Origin of the sequence: Nonomuraea sp. NPDC049758 (genome assembly GCF_040674635.1) — a bacterium.
Lineage (GTDB): Bacteria > Actinomycetota > Actinomycetes > Streptosporangiales > Streptosporangiaceae > Nonomuraea.
Genome location: NZ_JBFAMZ010000009.1, coordinates 61,976 through 77,184 on the forward strand (window position 1 = coordinate 61,976; position 15,209 = coordinate 77,184).

Genomic DNA, 15,209 nt, shown 5'->3' on the forward strand with positions numbered 1-15,209 from the left:
AACGTGTTCATTTGCTCCACAGCGGGCTGTGCTGTGGTGGTTATGGGGGACGCGGGCACCACAGTGCGCCGTGGAGGCCGGTTTCGCCGGCGTGATCGCCTTGCCACTCCGCGTGTTGTGAAAATGGCAATTACCGGTGATTCGGCCAGGTATATCGTGCCGGAGAAGGCGGCCGTTACAGATTTTATGTTTATCTTATTGTGATCCCGGATCTTGTTGCCCGGTGATCTTGACCGCAGGTAAATCTTGTTTGCTAATCCAACTCGGCACAGATTGTGAGTGAGCCCTTTTCATCCTGAGTAGCGGCCTTCTTCGATGAGCTGCAGGACGAGGATGGCCTGCACGATCGTGGTGGCGCGGGTGCGGGCAGCAGCGCAAGGCGGGACAGGACTTTCCAGGTCTTCAAGGTGGCAACGGCGCGTTCCCCGCAGGCACGGATGCAGGCGTGTGCGCGGTTGATCGAGCGCTGATGGCGCGACAGCGGCGGCCGCAGCCGATGGCCTTTGAACGGGGTTCGGATGCTCCCTCCCGCGCCTGGATATCCCTTGTCGGCGAAGGTCTTCACCCCTGCGGCGGTCAGCGCGTCGATCAGGCCGGTGGCGCGGGCCGCGGTCAGGTCATGCGTGGCACCGGGCAACGCGGGTGAGGCCCACACCAGCCGGCCGACCGGATCGGCCAGGACCTGCACATTCACGCCGTGGCGCCGGTGTTTACCGGAGTAGTAGGACCGTTCGTCGGCCAGCCGGTCGATCGGGATCAGGGTGCCGTCCAGGATGGCGTAGGCCAGCCGACCGGCACGTAAGGCGGCGGCGTGGACGTCGTCGGCGAGCAGGGCGAGCAGGTCGACGGTCTCGCGGACGTAGCGCCAGGCGGTGCTGGTGCCGACGTGGAAGCCGACGGCCAGACGGGCGTAGGTGTCGCCGTTGCGCAGGTGGGCCAGGACCAGCAGGGCTTGCCGGGACGGGTCCAGGCGCCGCCACCGGCAATGGCGCTCGGCACGCCGGACGCGGATCAGCTCGGCCAGGCGGATCAGGGTGTGACTGGACAGCGGAATCGCGGCACGGTAAGACAGCAACGAGGCTCTCCGGTAGAGGCATCGGATCTTGGTCGACTGCTGTCTTACCGGGAGCCTCTTCTCATGCCAACCCGTGCCGGCGCCGTCCCTGCTGACCAGCGCGATCAGGTTGGAAAAGCCTCTGTGGTGCAAGGTCGACAGGAACTACGGAAACCTGTTCCCGGTCAACTGGAACAGCGTCCGTTATGACGGAGTCGGCTGCCAGGCACGTTCCACGCTCGGCAAGAAGAAGCCGCTCTGACAGCAGGCAGCACCAGGCGGGGTGCCGGTCGTCACGACGACCGGCACCCCGCCGCCTGTGCCGAGCAAGGGAATGAGTGGCCGGAAACGGCAAAGGACGTTCTCGAAGAAATGCTTCAGAAAGTAATGGCGGTGAGAAGAAGCGTTTCGGCCGAAGAAATGCGTTTCGGGGCCGAAAATAAATTCCGGGCGGGTGCCTTGACGGTTGCCGGTAATGGCGGGTCACGATGGAGGGGCCAGAGGAAGATGTCCTGTGGGAGGAAACGTGTTCAAGGAAGCATGCGCTGTGAGCGCCCTTGTCGCTGCCGCCCTCGCCCCTTCGATGGCCTCGCAGGCGCTGGGGGAGAAAGTCCACGCCACCACCGCCACGCCCGCCACGTCGGCCGCGCTTGCCGACTGTGCCGCGGGCGGCGCCGCCGGTAACGCGCCCAAGTGCAAATACCTGGAGGAAGGCAACAAGCGGTGCTACTACTGCCGCGACACGAAGGGCGGCGGGTACAAGAAGCAGTACTGCGAGCAGAAGACCAAGCAGCCCGAGCAGTCGACCGAGCGCGAATGCAAGACCACCAAGGAGCCGATCACGGGGAGCCCGGACCGTACGTGCAAGACCTGCACGGACGCCAAGACCGGCAAGGTCCTGTCCCGGGAGTGCAACAGCTAGCCGACGCGGGGCCCGCGCTTCCGATGACGGTCCGGCCGGCCCGGTAGCGGGGGCCGGCGTCCGGGAAGCGGGGGAGGCGGTGCGGTGTGAGGTCGGGACGACCCGCCGCGCCGCCCCCCAAGGCCGCGGCGGTCACTTCTTGAAGGCGTCCTTGACCTTCTTGCCGGCGTCCTTCACCTTTTCGCCCGCCTGCTTCAGACCGCCTTCGGTCTGGTCGGCGCGGCCTTCGGCCTGGAGGCTCTCGTTGTCGGTGGCGTCGCCGATGTTCTCCTTGGCGCGTCCCTTGAGCTCCTGGGCCTTGTTGCGGATCTTGTCGTCGGTGCTCATGTTCATGCCTTTCTGGTCGGGTCCTCGCGACTTCCTGTACTTACCGGCCAGGGCCGACGGAAACATGGCCGGCGCGCGACGGCGCTGGTCAGCGCCCCTCCGTGAGGGCGGACGCGGCCCCGGGGGAGCCCGTGCGGGCTGGATGCGGTGGCGGTGACGGGGTGTGAATAGACTTGTCCAACGTGACTTCCAAGCCGCGCATCCCGAACGTCCTGGCCGCCCGCTACGCCTCACCCGGGCTGGCCCGCCTGTGGTCTCCCGAGTACAAGATCATCGCTGAGCGGCGGTTGTGGCTGGCGGTGCTGCGGGCGCAGGCCGAACTCGGGGTGGCGGTGCCCGAGGGCGCGGTCGCCGACTACGAGAAGGTGGTCGAGCAGGTCGACCTGGACTCGATCGCGGCGCGCGAGCGCGTCACCCGCCACGACGTCAAGGCGCGCATCGAGGAGTTCAACGCGCTGGCCGGGCACGAGCAGGTGCACAAGGGCATGACCTCGCGCGACCTGACCGAGAACGTCGAGCAGCTGCAGATCCGCGACAGCCTGCTGCTGGTCCGCGACCGCGTGGTGGCGCTGCTGGCCCGCCTGGCCTCCCTGGCCGAGGAGCACACCGCCACCGTCATGGCCGGGCGGTCGCACAACGTGGCGGCGCAGGCGACGACGCTGGGCAAGCGGTTCGCCTCGGCCGCCGACGAGCTGCTGGCCGGCTACCACCGGCTGGAGGAGCTGATCGGCCGCTACCCGCTGCGCGGCGTCAAGGGCCCGGTCGGCACCTCCCAGGACATGCTCGACCTGCTGGGCGGCCGGCAGGACAGGCTGGCCGAGCTGGAGGAGAAGGTCACCGCCCACCTGGGGTTCTCCCGGCGGCTGACCAGCGTCGGGCAGGTCTACCCGCGGTCCCTGGACTTCGAGGTGGTCTCGGCGCTGGTGCAGCTGGCGGCCGCGCCGTCCTCGCTGGCCAAGACGATCCGGCTGATGGCCGGGCACGAGCTGGTCACCGAGGGGTTCAAGGAGGGGCAGGTCGGCTCCTCGGCGATGCCCCACAAGATGAACACCCGCTCCTGCGAACGCGTCAACGGCCTGACCGTGGTGCTGCGCGGCTACGCCTCGATGGTGGGCGAGCTGGCCGGCGACCAGTGGAACGAGGGCGACGTGTCCTGCTCGGTGGTGCGCCGGGTCGCGCTGCCGGACGCGTTCTTCGCCTTCGACGGGCTGGTGGAGACGATGCTGACGGTGCTGGAGGAGTTCGGCGCGTTCCCGGCGGTGATCTCGGCCGAGCTGGGCCGCTACCTGCCGTTCCTGGGCACGACGAAGATGCTGATGGCCGCCGTGCGCGCCGGCATGGGCCGCGAGCAGGCCCACGAGCTGATCAAGGAGCACGCGGTGGCGGCGGCGCTGGCGATGCGGTCGCGGGGCGCGTCCAACGAGCTGCTGGACCTGCTGGGCGGCGACGAGCGTTTCCCGCTGGACCGCGCCGAGCTGGAGGCGCTGCTGGCCGACCGGGTCTCCTTCACCGGCGCGGCCGCCGCGCAGGTGGCCGAGGTGGTGCGGCAGGTGGGGCAGGTCGTGGCCGGGCACCCGCAGGCCGCCGCGTACCGGCCGGGCGAGATCTTGTGATCCACCGGCTCGGCGACCCGGGCGCGCTGCGCGCCGCGTGCGGCGACGACGACCTGGTGGTGTGGACGGCCCAGGACCTGCGCGGCCAGGCCCGCGCCTGGGCATTACGGCAGGCGGTGGTGGCCGCCGCCCCGGGCATCGCCCGGCACGACCGGCTGGCGGTGTGGGGCGACCCGGACGACGCGGCCGAGCTGGTCCGGCACGCGCTGGCCGAGCTGGGGCCCACCTACCGGCCGCTGGGCGAGCGGGAGCTGATGCGGCGGGTGGCGGCGAGGCTGGAGGGCGTGCGGGAGAGCGGCGCGTTCTCCTGGATGAGCCTGCAGGGGCCGCCCCGCGCCCGCACCGGCCAGGCCGGCGCGCCGCCCCTGGACGCCGCACCCCTGGACACCGGCCCGCCGCCGGTGGTCGGCTGGCTGGACGGCGACGCCGAGCAGGAGATCACGGCGCTGCTGGCCGGGGACGCGCCCTCGTCGTACGCGGTGCCGGGCGCGGCCGGGGTGCGGCGCTGGGCGGGTGTGCGGGTGGGGCGCGAGCTGGCGGCGGTGGCGGCCGACGCGTGGTCGGCGCCGTCGGTGGGCTTGCTGGCCGGGGTCGCCACGGCCGCCCGCTTCCGCGGGCGGGGACTGGCCGAGCGGGTGTGCGGCTGGATGTCCTCCCAGCTCGTGGCCACGCACGGCCGCGCGGCGCTGATGGTGGACGACGTCAACGCCGCGGCGATCAAGGTGTACGAGCGGATCGGCTACCGCCGGCGCCTGGTGCTGGCCTGCCACGTCGCCGGCTGAACCCGCCGGTCGAAGGCGGTGGGTCAGGTGATGGCGCGGTAGGTCAGGTGGGTGGCCAGCGGGGAGAAGTGCGTCTCGACCGGCTCCCACTGGCGCGGGCGCACCTGGGCGAACAGGCGGGTGCCCGCGCCGAGCAGCAGCGGCACCAGGTGCAGGCGCAGCTCGTCGAGCAGCCCTTCGTCGGTGGCCTGGCCGATCAGGTCGGCGCCGCCCATGAAGACGATGTCGCCGTCCCCGGCCACGGTGCGGGCGTGCTCGACGGCCGCGGCCGGGCCGTCGGTGACGAAGGTGAACAGTTCGGGCCGGCGTACCGCTGAGGGCGGGACGTGGGTGACGACGAACACGGGCGTCGCCCGCGCCTGCTCGCGGGCCGAGCCGTAGCCGAGCGGGTCGCCCCACCCGTAGGGGCCGTCGACCACGTCGAAGGTGCGCCGTCCCATGATGACCGCGCCGGTGGCGCGGACCGCGCCGCCCAGGACGCGCGCGTCGACGTCGGTGGGCTGGCGGGCCCAGGCGTGCAGCAGTTCGCCGCCGGTGCCGAGGCCGTGTTCGAGGCCGGGGTCGGGGCCGGTGACGTAGCCGTCCAGCGATACGGAGATGTCGGCGACGACCTTGCTCAACGGGTCCCTCCCCCTGGCGTGTCCGGTCGGTCACCACGCTGTCATCGGCGCTGGGAAAACCGGGTGAGGTTCGGGCGGTGCTCGTGCAGAGTTGACGGCGTGATGTCCAACTTTGTGCCTGGTATTGAGCTTTCTCGTGCCTTCTACGGCGAAGTCGTCGCACCGCTGCTTCCCGGGGTGCGGCACAGCGCCGCGCTGATCGGCCCGGGGTCTGAGGTGCTCGCGTTCGACACGGCCCGCTCGGCCGACCACGACTGGGGGCCGCGGGTCCTGCTGTTCGTGCCCGCCGGTCAGGTGGAGCCGGTACGGGAGCGGGTGACGGCGGGGCTGCCCGACCGGTTCGGGGGTTTTGACACCGTGTTCGAGTACCACGGGGTGCGGCAGCCGGGGGTCGTGGTCGCCGAGCTGGGGGAGTGGCTGGTCGGGCGGCTCGGGTTCGATCCGCGTGCGGGCGTGTCCCTGCTGGACTGGTTGTCCGTGCCGTGGCAGACGCTGGCCGAGGTGACGGGCGGTGAGGTCTTCTGCGACGGGTTGCCGGGTGTGGGGCTGGAGGCGGCCCGGCAGGCGTTGCGCTGGTATCCGCAGGACGTGTGGCGGTACGTGCTGGCCTGCCAATGGCAGCGCATCGGCCAGGAGGAGCCGTTCCCGGGGCGGTGCGCGGAGGTGGGGGACGAGCTGGGCTCGGCCGTGGTGGGGGCGCGGCTGGCGCGGGAGGTGATGCGGCTGGCGTTGCTGCTGCGGCGCCGCTACCCGCCGTACACCAAGTGGCTGGGCAGCGCGCTGACCCGGCTGCCGGGCTCGGCCGAGCTGGGCGAGGCGCTGGGGGCGGCGATGGCGGCGCGGTCGTGGCGCGAGCGGGAGGAGGGCCTGACGGCGGCGTACGGACGGCTGGCGGCGCTGCAGAACCGCATGGCGCTGACCGAACGGCTGGAGGAGGAGGTGCGGGGGTTCTACGACCGGCCGTTCCGGGTGATCGGCGGGGAGCGGTTCGCCCGGTCGCTGATGGCGTCGGTGACGGATCCGGTGGTCAGGGGGCTGCCGGTGGCGGGGTGCGTGGACCAGTTGTCGGACACGGTGGAGCTGTTGACCTCGCCCCGCCGGGCGCGCGCGCTGACGGCGGCCGCGCTGGACCTCCCAGCCTAGAAATCTACATTGTAAAGGTGCTGGGTCTGGACAAGATCCAGTTTTCCAGCCAGAAAAACCTGCCACCAGGTCAAGGGCGGCGGGCGTTGGCATGGATGGCCTGGCGGTAGTACGCGGCCAGGCCGGGGGCGCGGTCGTCGTAGGCGGCGGTGAAGCGGGGGTCGGTGGCGTACAGGTCGCCGAGGCCGCGGTGGAGTTCGGGCGTGCAGTCGTAGAACCAGCGGGTGATGTGGGCGCGGTGGCGTTCTGCGATGTCCATGACCTCGGGGTTGTCGGGGGCGAGCCCGCGGGCGTGGGCGGCGTGCATGTCGTCGTCGATGGCGGTGGCTTCGGCGGTGAGCCGGAGCCAGTCGGTCTTGGTGTGGGCGGCGGCGCGGCGGCGGCTTTCGGCGTAGCTGTCGGTGTGGCCCCAGCGGCGTTGGACTTCGGCGTCGTGGTCTTCGGGGGTGAAGTGGCCGAAGACGTCGAAGCGTTCTTCGGGGGTGAGGGGGATGTGGTGGGTGTGGGCCTGGATGGCGCGTTCGACGTTGGTGATGACCTGGTGGAGGCGTTGGGCTTTGCGGGTGAGGAGTTGGTGTTGGCGGTGGAGGTGGGTGAGGTGGTCGGTGTGGGGGTGGTCGAGGATGTCGGTGATCTGTTCGAGGGGGAAGCCGAGTTCGCGGTAGAGGAGGATTTGCTGGAGGCGGAGGAGGTCGTTATCGGTGTAGCGGCGGTAGCCGGCGGTGGTGCGTTGGCTGGGGGTGAGGAGGGCGATTTCGTCGTAGTGGTGGAGGGTTCGTACGGTGATGCCGGCCAGTTTGGCGACTTGGCCGATGGACAGGGTCATGGGTCTGACGTTACGTGAGGGTGGGTGTGGTGGTGGATGAGGAGTTGCTGCCGATTGGGCAGTTTGCGCGGCTTGGTCGGTTGAGTGTGAAGCAGTTGCGGCATTACGACGAGTTGGGGTTGTTGCGTCCGGCGTATGTGGATGAGGTGACGGGTTACCGGTATTACCGGGCTGGTCAGGCGCGGGAGGCGTTGTCGATCGGGTTGTTGCGGTCGTTGGATGTGCCGTTGGCGGTGGTGGGGCGGGTGTTGTCGGGGGAGGTGGGGGCTTTGGAGTCGGTTCGGGTGTCGTTGGAGGTGGAGTTGGCGCGGCGGCGGCGGACGTTGGCGTCGTTGGAGCGGGTGCTGGCTGTGGGGTTGCCGGCGGCTGAGGTGGGTTTGGTGCGGGAGTGCGGGGGGCGGGCGGCGTTCGTGGGTGAGCGGGCGGCGGGGTTGGAGGATGTGGGGCGGGCTACGTCCGCGGCGGTGGCGCGGTTGGTGGCGGGGTTGCCGGAGGGGTTCGGGCCGGTGCGGTTGGTGGGGTTGTTTCCGGTTGATGTGGGTGAGGTGGTGGACGTCCGGGTGGCGTTGTTGCTGGATGAGGAGAGGGAGGTCGGTCAGGGTTTCGAGGTGGGGGTGTTGCCGGGTGGGGTGTTCGCGCGGGCGACTCATGTGGGGCCTTATGACCAGATCGCGTTGACGGTGCATGCTGTGCTGGCGTGGTGTGCTGAGCGGCGGCTGGCGGTGAGGGGTGCGGTGCGGGAGGTGTATGTGTCGGATCCGGGGTGTACGCCTCCTGGGGAGTTGGTGACGGACGTGCTGGTTCCAGTGGTGGGTGATTTGTCGGTTTCGTGATGAGGTCACGGGTGGCCGGTGACGAGGTCTCTGGTTCGGCGATCAACGACCCGGCAGAGTCGTGGATGTCTCCACCGGAACCGAAAGGCCCCTGATGAAATCCCTTGCCCTGTTGTCCGCGTCCGCCCTGACGGCCACTCTCCTCGCGGCCCCGGCGCACGCCGCCGTCACCTCGTGGAGCTCCTGTCAGCCGGGCGAGGGAGTCGATCCCCGCCAGGAGTGCACGACGATCGAGGTGCCGATGGACTACTCCGCCCCCGGCGGCCCGTCGGTCACGCTGGCGGTGTCGAGGATCAGGACGGCCCGCCCCGACGTGCGCCGCGGCGTGTTGCTGATCATCCCGGGCGGTCCGGGCAGCCCGGGGCTGAACCGGCCCAGCACCCTGGTGAAGAAGCTGCCGAAGGATGTGCTCGACCGCTTCGACATCGTCGGGTTCGACCCGCGTGGCGTGGGCAAGAGCTCGCCGGTCTCCTGCGGGCTCGCGCCCGCCGACCTGTCGCTGACGCGTATGAAGCCCTACCCCGACGCCGACGGCGGGATCGCCGGGAACGCGGCGTGGTCGCGCCGGATCGCCGAGGCGTGCGCCCGCAACGGCGGGCCGCTGATCCGGCACATCAGCACCCGCAACCACGCCAGGGACATCGACCGGATCCGGGTGGCGCTCGGCGAGGACAAGATCTCCTACTGGGGCGTCTCGTACGGCACCTACGCGGGCGCCGTGCACGCCACGATGTTCCCCGGCACCACCGATCGGGTGATCCTCGACAGCAATGACGACCCCGATCCGCGCAAGGTGGCGCGCCAGTGGCTGGCCAACTACGCCGTCGGTGTGCAGGACGCCTTCCCCGACTTCGCCGCGTGGGCGGCCGCGCGCGACGGCGACTACGGCCTGGGCGCCGACGTGGCCGCGGTGCGCCGGACGTTCCTGGAGCTGGCCGCCCGGCTGGACCGCGAGCCGCTCGCCTGGCCGGGGTCCGAGCCGGAGCAGCGGCTGACCGGCAACCTGCTGCGGGAGACCCTGCTCAACGCGCTGTACTCGCGGGCCAATTACCCGATGCTGGCCGGGCTGTTGAAGGCCGCGCTGAGCGGCGCCGAACTGCCCGCGCCGAACCAGCCGCCGCAGGCCGCTCTGCAGAACACCGCCGCGCACGCCGGTGCCACGATGTGCAACGACGTGGTGTGGCCGAGCTCGGTCGCCCGGCACGAGCAGCAGGTGCGGCGCAGCCGGGCCGCCTACCCGTTGACGGCGGGCATGCCGGTGAATCTGGGGCCGTGTGCGTACTGGCCGTTCCGGCCTGCCGAGCAGGCCACGCGGGTCGGTTCGCGCGGCCCGGCCAACGTCCTGCTGATCCAGAATCTGCGGGATCCGGCCACGCCCTACAGCGGGGCGCTGAAGATGCGTGCGGCGCTCGGGCAGCGGGCCCGGATGGTCGCGGTGGACTCCAGCGGTCACGGGGTGTATCTGGCCAACGGCAACGCCTGCGGTGACCGTGCCGTCACCGACTTCCTGGTGACGGGCCGTCTGCCCGCGCGTGACCTGAGCTGCTGATTCAGTGTTCTGCGGTCGGGTGCCGCCGAGCGGCGCCGCGGGCGCTCACACGTTTTTCTCACCATGTGCAGGTAGAACGATGTGGTGAACGAACGATCCGCCGCGAACGTGCTGGTGGTCGACGACGAGCCGAACATCCGCGAGCTGCTGTCGGAGGCCCTGGAGCTGAACGGCTTCACCGTGCGGACGGTCTCGGACGGCCGCCGGGCGCTGGAGGAGGTGGCCCGGGAGCGGCCGGACATCATCGTGCTGGACGTGATGATGCCCGGCCTGGACGGGTTCACGGTGGCGCGCAGGCTTCGCGAGGCCGGTGACAGCCCTCCGGTGCTCTTCCTGACCGCCAAGGACGCGGTGCCCGACCGGATCGCGGGGCTGACCGCCGGGGGCGACGACTACGTGACCAAGCCCTTCAGTCTGGAGGAGGTCGTGCTGCGGCTGCGGGCGATCCTGCGCAGGACGCGCCCGCCGGAGGAGCAGGCCGACGACGGCGTCCTGCGGTACGCGGACCTGGAGCTGGACGAACAGGCCCATACCGTGCGCCGGGCCGGACGGCCGATCCATCTGTCACCGACGGAGTTCAGCCTGCTCAGGTACCTGATGATCAACGCGGGGCGGGCGGTCAGCAAGGCGCAGATCCTCGACCGCGTGTGGGACTTCGACTTCGACGGCGAGAGCAGGATCGTCGAGTCCTACATCAGCTACCTGCGGCGGAAGATCGACGCCGGCGGCTCGCCGCTGATCCACACCCTGCGCGGCGTGGGTTACCGGCTGCAGAGCACGTCGTGAGGGTGGCCCGCCGTCCGTGGCCGTTGCGGCTGCGGCTGCTGGTGGCCCTGCTCGGCCTGGCGGCGGCGGGGCTGGCCGTCTTCGCGGTCGCCGGCACTGTGATGCTGGAGCAGTCGCTGCTGTCGCGCGTGGACGCGCAGCTGGCCGAGTTCTCCGCGACCACCTCCGCCCGCCGGCCGCCGATCGGGCCCCCGCCGCCGCCCGGGAGCGTCCAGTTGCCGACCCAGTTCCGGATCGCCGTCTATGACCGTGCCGGGCGATTGGCCCGGCTGATTCCTGCGGACGCGGCGGGCGGCCCGCAGGTCCCGGCCGGGGCGGTCAGGTCGGTGCCGTACCGGCCGTTCACCGTGCAGGACCGCAGCGGGCGGGAGGACTGGCGGGTGCTGCTCAGGCAGTTGCCGAACGGTGAGCGCGTCGCCCTGTCGATGTCGCTGGAGGCCAACCGCGCCACCGTGCGGCAGTTGCTGGTCATCGAGGCGGCCGCGGGAACGCTGGTGCTCGTGCTGCTGGGCGCCGTGGCCTGGGCGGTGGTACGGCTGGGCCTGCGTCCGCTCACCCGCGTCGAACGCACGGCGCGGGCGATCTCCGCCGGCGATCTGGACCGAAGGGTCGCCGATGCCGATCCGCGCACCGAGATCGGGCGGCTCGGCCAGACGCTCAACACGATGCTGGAACGACTGTCCGCGGCTCTGCGGGCCCGCCGGCAGTCGGAACAGCGGCTGCGCCGTTTCGTCGCCGACGCCTCTCACGAGCTGCGCACTCCGCTCACCTCCATCCGGGGCTTCGCCGAGCTCTACCATCACGGCCAGGGCCCTCGGGACGCGGTGGCCGAGCGGCTGCTGCGCAGGATCGAGGCCGAGGCCGAACGCATGGGTGTCCTGGTGGAGGACATGCTGCTGCTGGCCCGGCTGGATCAGGAGCCCGCCTTGGCGCCCACCGTCGTGGATTTGCACGTGCTGGCCGGGGATGTCGTCCATGCCGCTCAGGCCCGCGATCGCGAGCGGCCGATCCGGCTGGTCGTCTCCGCCGAGCCGGTGTTCGTGCTTGGTGACGAACACCGGCTGCATCAGGTCATCGCCAATCTGGTCGGCAACGCGATGCGGCACACGGCTGCGGAGGCGGAGATCCGGGTCGAGGTGGCCCCTCGCGCCGTGGCCGGGGTCCCCGCGGCCGGGGTGGTGCACGTCGGCGGCGGGCCCGCTGCGCACGCCAGGGCCGCGCTGGTCGAGGTGTGTGACGAAGGGCAGGGCATCGAGGCCGGTCATCTGCCGCACGTGTTCGACCGCTTCTACCGGGCTGATCCCGGCCGTTCCCGTGACAGCGGTGGGACGGGGCTGGGCCTGGCCATCGCCGCGGCGCTCGTGCAGGCGCACGACGGTCGGATCGAGGTGACCAGCGTTCCGGGGCGCGGCACCGTCTTTCGTGTGCTGCTGCCTCTTGAGCAGCATCGCGACGGCTGAACACGCCGGCCGTTCACTCTTCTCGTCAGGCGCGGTTCACACATTGTTCCCAGCTTCGTGCGGTCAGATGTGGGCTGACGAAAGGAGGGACATTGCTGAAAAGGTTCCGCAAACCAGCCGTTTCCGCAGCTGAGCAGGCCGGTCAGCCGCCGTCGGGGGTGGCCGGTGACCAGGGTCACCGGCTGCGGGTCCCCAGCAAGCTGCACGCCTTCAACCGCTACGAGATCAAGTACCTCGTGGACGCCTCGGAGGCGGTCGCGCTGCGGGAGGAGATCGAGCAGCGGCTCGATCGCGACCAGCACAGCGGCGAGGCGGGCTACGGCGTCTGGAGCGTCTACTACGACACACGGCAGTTGCGCTTCTACTGGGAGAAGGTCGAAGGACTGAAGTTCCGCAGGAAGCTGAGGGTGCGCCACTACGGCGACCGCTTCTGTGTGGACGGCGCCACGCCGGTGTTCGTCGAGATCAAGCAGCGGGTCAACCGGGTGACCCAGAAGCGGCGGGTGTCCCTTGCGTACGCCGACGCGCTGCGCCTGTGCGACGGGCGGCGGATGGTCGAGCACGACCCGTCCCGGCGGGCCTTCCTGGAGGAGGTGCTCGACCTGGTGCTGCGCCTGGACCTGCGGCCCGTCGCGATGACCGGCTACCAGCGGCACGCCTACCTCGGCCGCGACGCCGACGTGGGCCTGCGGGTGACGTTCGACCGGCGTATCCGCGGCCGTGACCGGGACTTCCACCTCGGCGCCGACGCCGAGAACCGGCTCATCGTCCCGGCCGGCAAGTCGATCGTGGAGGTCAAGGCCGACGAGCGCGTGCCGTACTGGCTGACCGATCTGACCGCCAAGCGGAACCTGCAGGTGGTGCGGGTCTCCAAGTACTGCCAGAGCGTCGAGGCCCACGGGCTGGCGCCGCGCTCGATCTTCCACGTTCCCCACGACGACCTCGTCCCGTCGACCGTTCTTCCGGAGGCATGACCCCTATGGACTTCTCCTTCCAGGACCTGTCCGGCACGTTCAGCGTGGCCGACATCGCCATCGCGATGGCCCTGTCGTTCGCGCTCAGCGCCATGATCGGCTGGGTGTACCGGGCCACGCACCGCAACGTGTCCTACAGCCAGTCCTACGTCCAGACGCTGGTCGTCCTGGGCATGCTGATCTCGCTGATCATGCTGGTCGTCGGCTCCAACATCGCCCGCGCCTTTGCCCTGGTCGGGGCCCTGTCGGTGGTGCGGTTCCGCAACGCCATCAAAGAGACCCGCGACGTCGGGTTCATCTTCCTGGTGATGGGCGTCGGCATGGCCGTCGGCACCCGCTTCTACCTGCTGGGCGTCGTCGCCGCCGTCGCCATCTCGCTGATCGTCATGGTCATGCACCGGTTCAACTGGTTCCAGCTCGACGTGCGGCGCCAGGTCGTCAAGGTCCAGGTCCCCTCGGAGGAGGACCTCACCGCCTCGATCCAGGACGTGCTCGTCCGGCACACCGACGAGTTCGAGCTGGTCAGCATGGAGTCGATCAGGGCGGGCGCGCTCACCGAGCTCATGTACACCGTCAAGATCAAGAAGGGCGGTGAGCCGGGTGACCTGATCACCGCCCTGCGTGAGCGCAACCACGGCCAGTCGGTCACCGTCCTGACCGGGTACGACCAGACCGACCTGTAGGCCCGGCACATGGCACAGTCAAAGCGGCTCAAGCACCGCGTCCCCGTCAGAGTCCGGCAGAACTGGAAGCTCCTCGCGCTGTGCGCGGCGTTCCTGGCCGCCTGCTGGGGCGTGTTCGGCAGCGGCACGATCCGCCCGTACGTCACCACCGCCCAGGCCGCCGAGGCCAGGACCGTCACCACGAACCTGACCGGCACCAAGGACCTGTTCGACGCCTCCACTGCGCACGAGGTGAAGCTCACCTTCGCCGACGAGGCCTACCAGGACATGCTGAGCGAGTACTTCAAGGACGGCGAGAAGAAGTACGTCGAAGCCGACCTGACGATCGACGGCGCCCGCGTCCCGAGCGTCGGCGTCCGCCTCAAGGGCAACTCCACGCTGGGGCAGCTGACCTGGAGGGGGCAGTCCAAGCGGCGGGCCGTGCCCGGCGGCTTCCAGCCGCCCGGCAACGGTCAGTTCCGGAACGGTCAGTCTCAGGGCGAGGGCGGGCCTTTCGGAGGCGGCATGCCCGGCGCCTCCCTGAAGGCCGAGGAGCCGGAGAACCTGCCCTGGCTGATCAGCTTCGACGAGTTCGTGGAGGGCCGCCGCTACCAGGGGCGCACCCAGGTCGCCGTACGGCCGGCCGCGATGGGCTCGACGACGATGTTGAACGAAGCGCTCGGCATCGCGCTGGTCGGCGCCTCCGGCGAGCCGACCCAGCGCTCGGCCTACAGCTCGTTCACCGTCAACGGCCGCGCGTCCACCCCGCGCCTGGTGGTGGAGTACCTGGACGAGGGCTACGCGGCGGAACTCGGCGACGGGGTGCTGTACAAGTCGCTGGCCACCGGCTCCTTCACCTACAAGGGCGAGGACCAGACCGGGTACACCGGCGACTTCAAGCAGATCGACAAGGTCGGCGGCAAGGACCTGCAGCCGGTCATCGACCTGGTCAAGTGGACGGGCGAAGCCTCCGACGCCGAGTTCGCCGAGGGCCTGGCCGACCGCCTGGACGTGACCTCGTTCGCCCGCTACCTGGCCCTGCAGCACATCATGGTCAATTTCGACGACATGGCCGGCCCCGGCAAGAACTACTACCTGTGGTACGACACGGGCACCAGGAAGTTCAAGGTCATCACCTGGGACCTCAACCTCGCCTTCAACGGCGACGCCAAGAGCGGCGTGCACGACACGACAGGGATGGGCGGCTCCGGCCGCGGCCGGCCCCAGCAGACCCAGCCGGTGCAGCCTCCTCAGGGCTTCACCCCGCCCGACGGCGGCGAACAAGGCCGTCCGGGCGGCGGCGGGATGATGCGCATGAGCCACCCCCTGAAGGAGAAGTTCCTCGACAACGCCGCCTTCAACAAGCTCTATGAGGAGCAGTACCGCGCCCTGTACACCGAGCTCCTGGCCGGCGGCACCGCGTCCGGCCTGCTCGACGACCTCGTCGCCGCCTACAAGCTGAACGACGGGGCCGACACCGCCAAGGTCGAGGCGGAGGCCGGGACGCTGCGCACGTTCCTGCGGACCCGGACCGAGGCCCTGCGCTCGGACAGGGCGATCGCCGGCGCCTGACCCGCACGCGGCGAACGGAATCTGGCGTTGACCACGTCCGGGAGACCCTGACACAGGAGGTCCACCGGCCCGGGAGAACCCCGTCG

At 70.3% G+C, this 15,209-nt stretch carries 15 protein-coding genes and 1 pseudogene; 12 read left to right on the plus strand and 4 right to left on the minus strand.

Annotated features, from left to right (window positions below; translation table 11 throughout):
* Positions 1-290 precede the first annotated feature (290 nt).
* Positions 291-1,075 (minus strand): annotated as a pseudogene (locus tag AB0J46_RS24140) (transposase family protein).
* A gap of 73 nt (positions 1,076-1,148) precedes the next feature.
* Between AB0J46_RS24140 and AB0J46_RS24145 the strand changes: the two are divergent.
* Together AB0J46_RS24145 and AB0J46_RS24150 are read left to right on the plus strand one after the other, a co-directional pair.
* Positions 1,149-1,316, plus strand: a complete 168-nt coding sequence (locus AB0J46_RS24145) for a hypothetical protein (RefSeq protein WP_364336180.1) — start codon at positions 1,149-1,151, stop codon at positions 1,314-1,316.
* A gap of 285 nt (positions 1,317-1,601) precedes the next feature.
* The gene (locus tag AB0J46_RS24150; protein WP_364335585.1) at positions 1,602-1,976 is read left to right on the plus strand and encodes a hypothetical protein; all 375 of its coding nucleotides are present in this window, start codon (positions 1,602-1,604) and stop codon (positions 1,974-1,976) included.
* Between the two features lie 132 nt (positions 1,977-2,108).
* Here AB0J46_RS24150 and AB0J46_RS24155 read toward each other — a convergent pair whose 3' ends face one another.
* A complete protein-coding gene (locus tag AB0J46_RS24155; RefSeq protein WP_352350685.1) occupies positions 2,109-2,303 on the minus strand; it encodes a CsbD family protein in 195 nt (64 codons plus the stop codon).
* 182 nt (positions 2,304-2,485) lie between these two features.
* On the opposite strand from AB0J46_RS24155, the gene purB reads away from it, so the two are divergent.
* Together purB and AB0J46_RS24165 are read left to right on the plus strand one after the other, a co-directional pair.
* A complete protein-coding gene (gene purB / locus AB0J46_RS24160; protein WP_364335587.1) occupies positions 2,486-3,916 on the plus strand; it encodes an adenylosuccinate lyase in 1,431 nt (476 codons plus the stop codon).
* Entirely contained in the window at positions 3,913-4,698 is a 786-nt protein-coding gene (locus AB0J46_RS24165) for a GNAT family N-acetyltransferase (protein ID WP_364335589.1), read from the plus strand. The genes purB and AB0J46_RS24165 overlap by 4 nt, the downstream gene beginning before the upstream one ends.
* A 23-nt stretch (positions 4,699-4,721) precedes the next feature.
* Here AB0J46_RS24165 and AB0J46_RS24170 read toward each other — a convergent pair whose 3' ends face one another.
* Positions 4,722-5,318 (minus strand): dihydrofolate reductase family protein, encoded by a 597-nt coding sequence (locus AB0J46_RS24170; RefSeq protein WP_364335591.1) that lies wholly within the window; start codon positions 5,316-5,318, stop codon positions 4,722-4,724.
* Between the two features lie 177 nt (positions 5,319-5,495).
* Here AB0J46_RS24170 and AB0J46_RS24175 point away from each other — a divergent pair, with 177 nt between their 5' ends.
* The gene (locus AB0J46_RS24175) at positions 5,496-6,461 is read left to right on the plus strand and encodes a DUF4037 domain-containing protein (protein WP_364335593.1); all 966 of its coding nucleotides are present in this window, start codon (positions 5,496-5,498) and stop codon (positions 6,459-6,461) included.
* A 70-nt stretch (positions 6,462-6,531) separates the two neighbouring features.
* On the opposite strand, the gene AB0J46_RS24180 is transcribed toward AB0J46_RS24175, so the two are convergent.
* The gene (locus AB0J46_RS24180; protein WP_364335595.1) at positions 6,532-7,287 is read right to left on the minus strand and encodes a MerR family transcriptional regulator; all 756 of its coding nucleotides are present in this window, start codon (positions 7,285-7,287) and stop codon (positions 6,532-6,534) included.
* 29 nt (positions 7,288-7,316) lie between these two features.
* Between AB0J46_RS24180 and AB0J46_RS24185 the strand changes: the two genes are divergently transcribed.
* From AB0J46_RS24185 to AB0J46_RS24215, 7 genes are all read left to right on the plus strand, one after another.
* Entirely contained in the window at positions 7,317-8,120 is an 804-nt protein-coding gene (locus tag AB0J46_RS24185; protein WP_364335597.1) for a MerR family transcriptional regulator, read from the plus strand.
* A gap of 94 nt (positions 8,121-8,214) precedes the next feature.
* A complete protein-coding gene (locus AB0J46_RS24190; protein WP_364335599.1) occupies positions 8,215-9,669 on the plus strand; it encodes an alpha/beta hydrolase in 1,455 nt (484 codons plus the stop codon).
* Positions 9,670-9,753: 84 nt separating this feature from the next.
* The gene (locus AB0J46_RS24195) at positions 9,754-10,455 is read left to right on the plus strand and encodes a response regulator transcription factor (RefSeq protein WP_364335601.1); all 702 of its coding nucleotides are present in this window, start codon (positions 9,754-9,756) and stop codon (positions 10,453-10,455) included.
* Positions 10,452-11,915, plus strand: coding sequence for an ATP-binding protein (locus tag AB0J46_RS24200; protein WP_364335603.1), 1,464 nt, complete (start codon positions 10,452-10,454; stop codon positions 11,913-11,915). Before AB0J46_RS24195 ends, AB0J46_RS24200 begins: the two co-directional genes overlap by 4 nt.
* 92 nt (positions 11,916-12,007) lie before the next feature.
* Entirely contained in the window at positions 12,008-12,889 is an 882-nt protein-coding gene (locus tag AB0J46_RS24205) for a polyphosphate polymerase domain-containing protein (protein WP_364335605.1), read from the plus strand.
* A complete protein-coding gene (locus tag AB0J46_RS24210; RefSeq protein WP_364335607.1) occupies positions 12,886-13,572 on the plus strand; it encodes a DUF4956 domain-containing protein in 687 nt (228 codons plus the stop codon). Before AB0J46_RS24205 ends, AB0J46_RS24210 begins: the two co-directional genes overlap by 4 nt.
* Positions 13,573-13,581: 9 nt before the next feature.
* Positions 13,582-15,123: a CotH kinase family protein gene (locus tag AB0J46_RS24215; protein WP_364335609.1), complete on the plus strand. Its 1,542-nt coding sequence runs from the start codon at positions 13,582-13,584 to the stop codon at positions 15,121-15,123.
* The last annotated feature ends 86 nt before the right edge of the window (positions 15,124-15,209 follow it).

Excerpts from the sequence above, each read along its gene's own strand:
- AB0J46_RS24155 (WP_352350685.1), bottom strand. The coding sequence starts at position 2,303 with ATGAGCACCGACGACAAGATCCGCAACAAGGCCCAGGAGCTCAAGGGA.
- AB0J46_RS24180 (WP_364335595.1), bottom strand. The coding sequence starts at position 7,287 with ATGACCCTGTCCATCGGCCAAGTCGCCAAACTGGCCGGCATCACCGTA.
- AB0J46_RS24190 (WP_364335599.1), top strand. The coding sequence starts at position 8,215 with ATGAAATCCCTTGCCCTGTTGTCCGCGTCCGCCCTGACGGCCACTCTC.
- AB0J46_RS24210 (WP_364335607.1), top strand. The coding sequence starts at position 12,886 with ATGACCCCTATGGACTTCTCCTTCCAGGACCTGTCCGGCACGTTCAGC.
- AB0J46_RS24215 (WP_364335609.1), top strand. The coding sequence starts at position 13,582 with ATGGCACAGTCAAAGCGGCTCAAGCACCGCGTCCCCGTCAGAGTCCGG.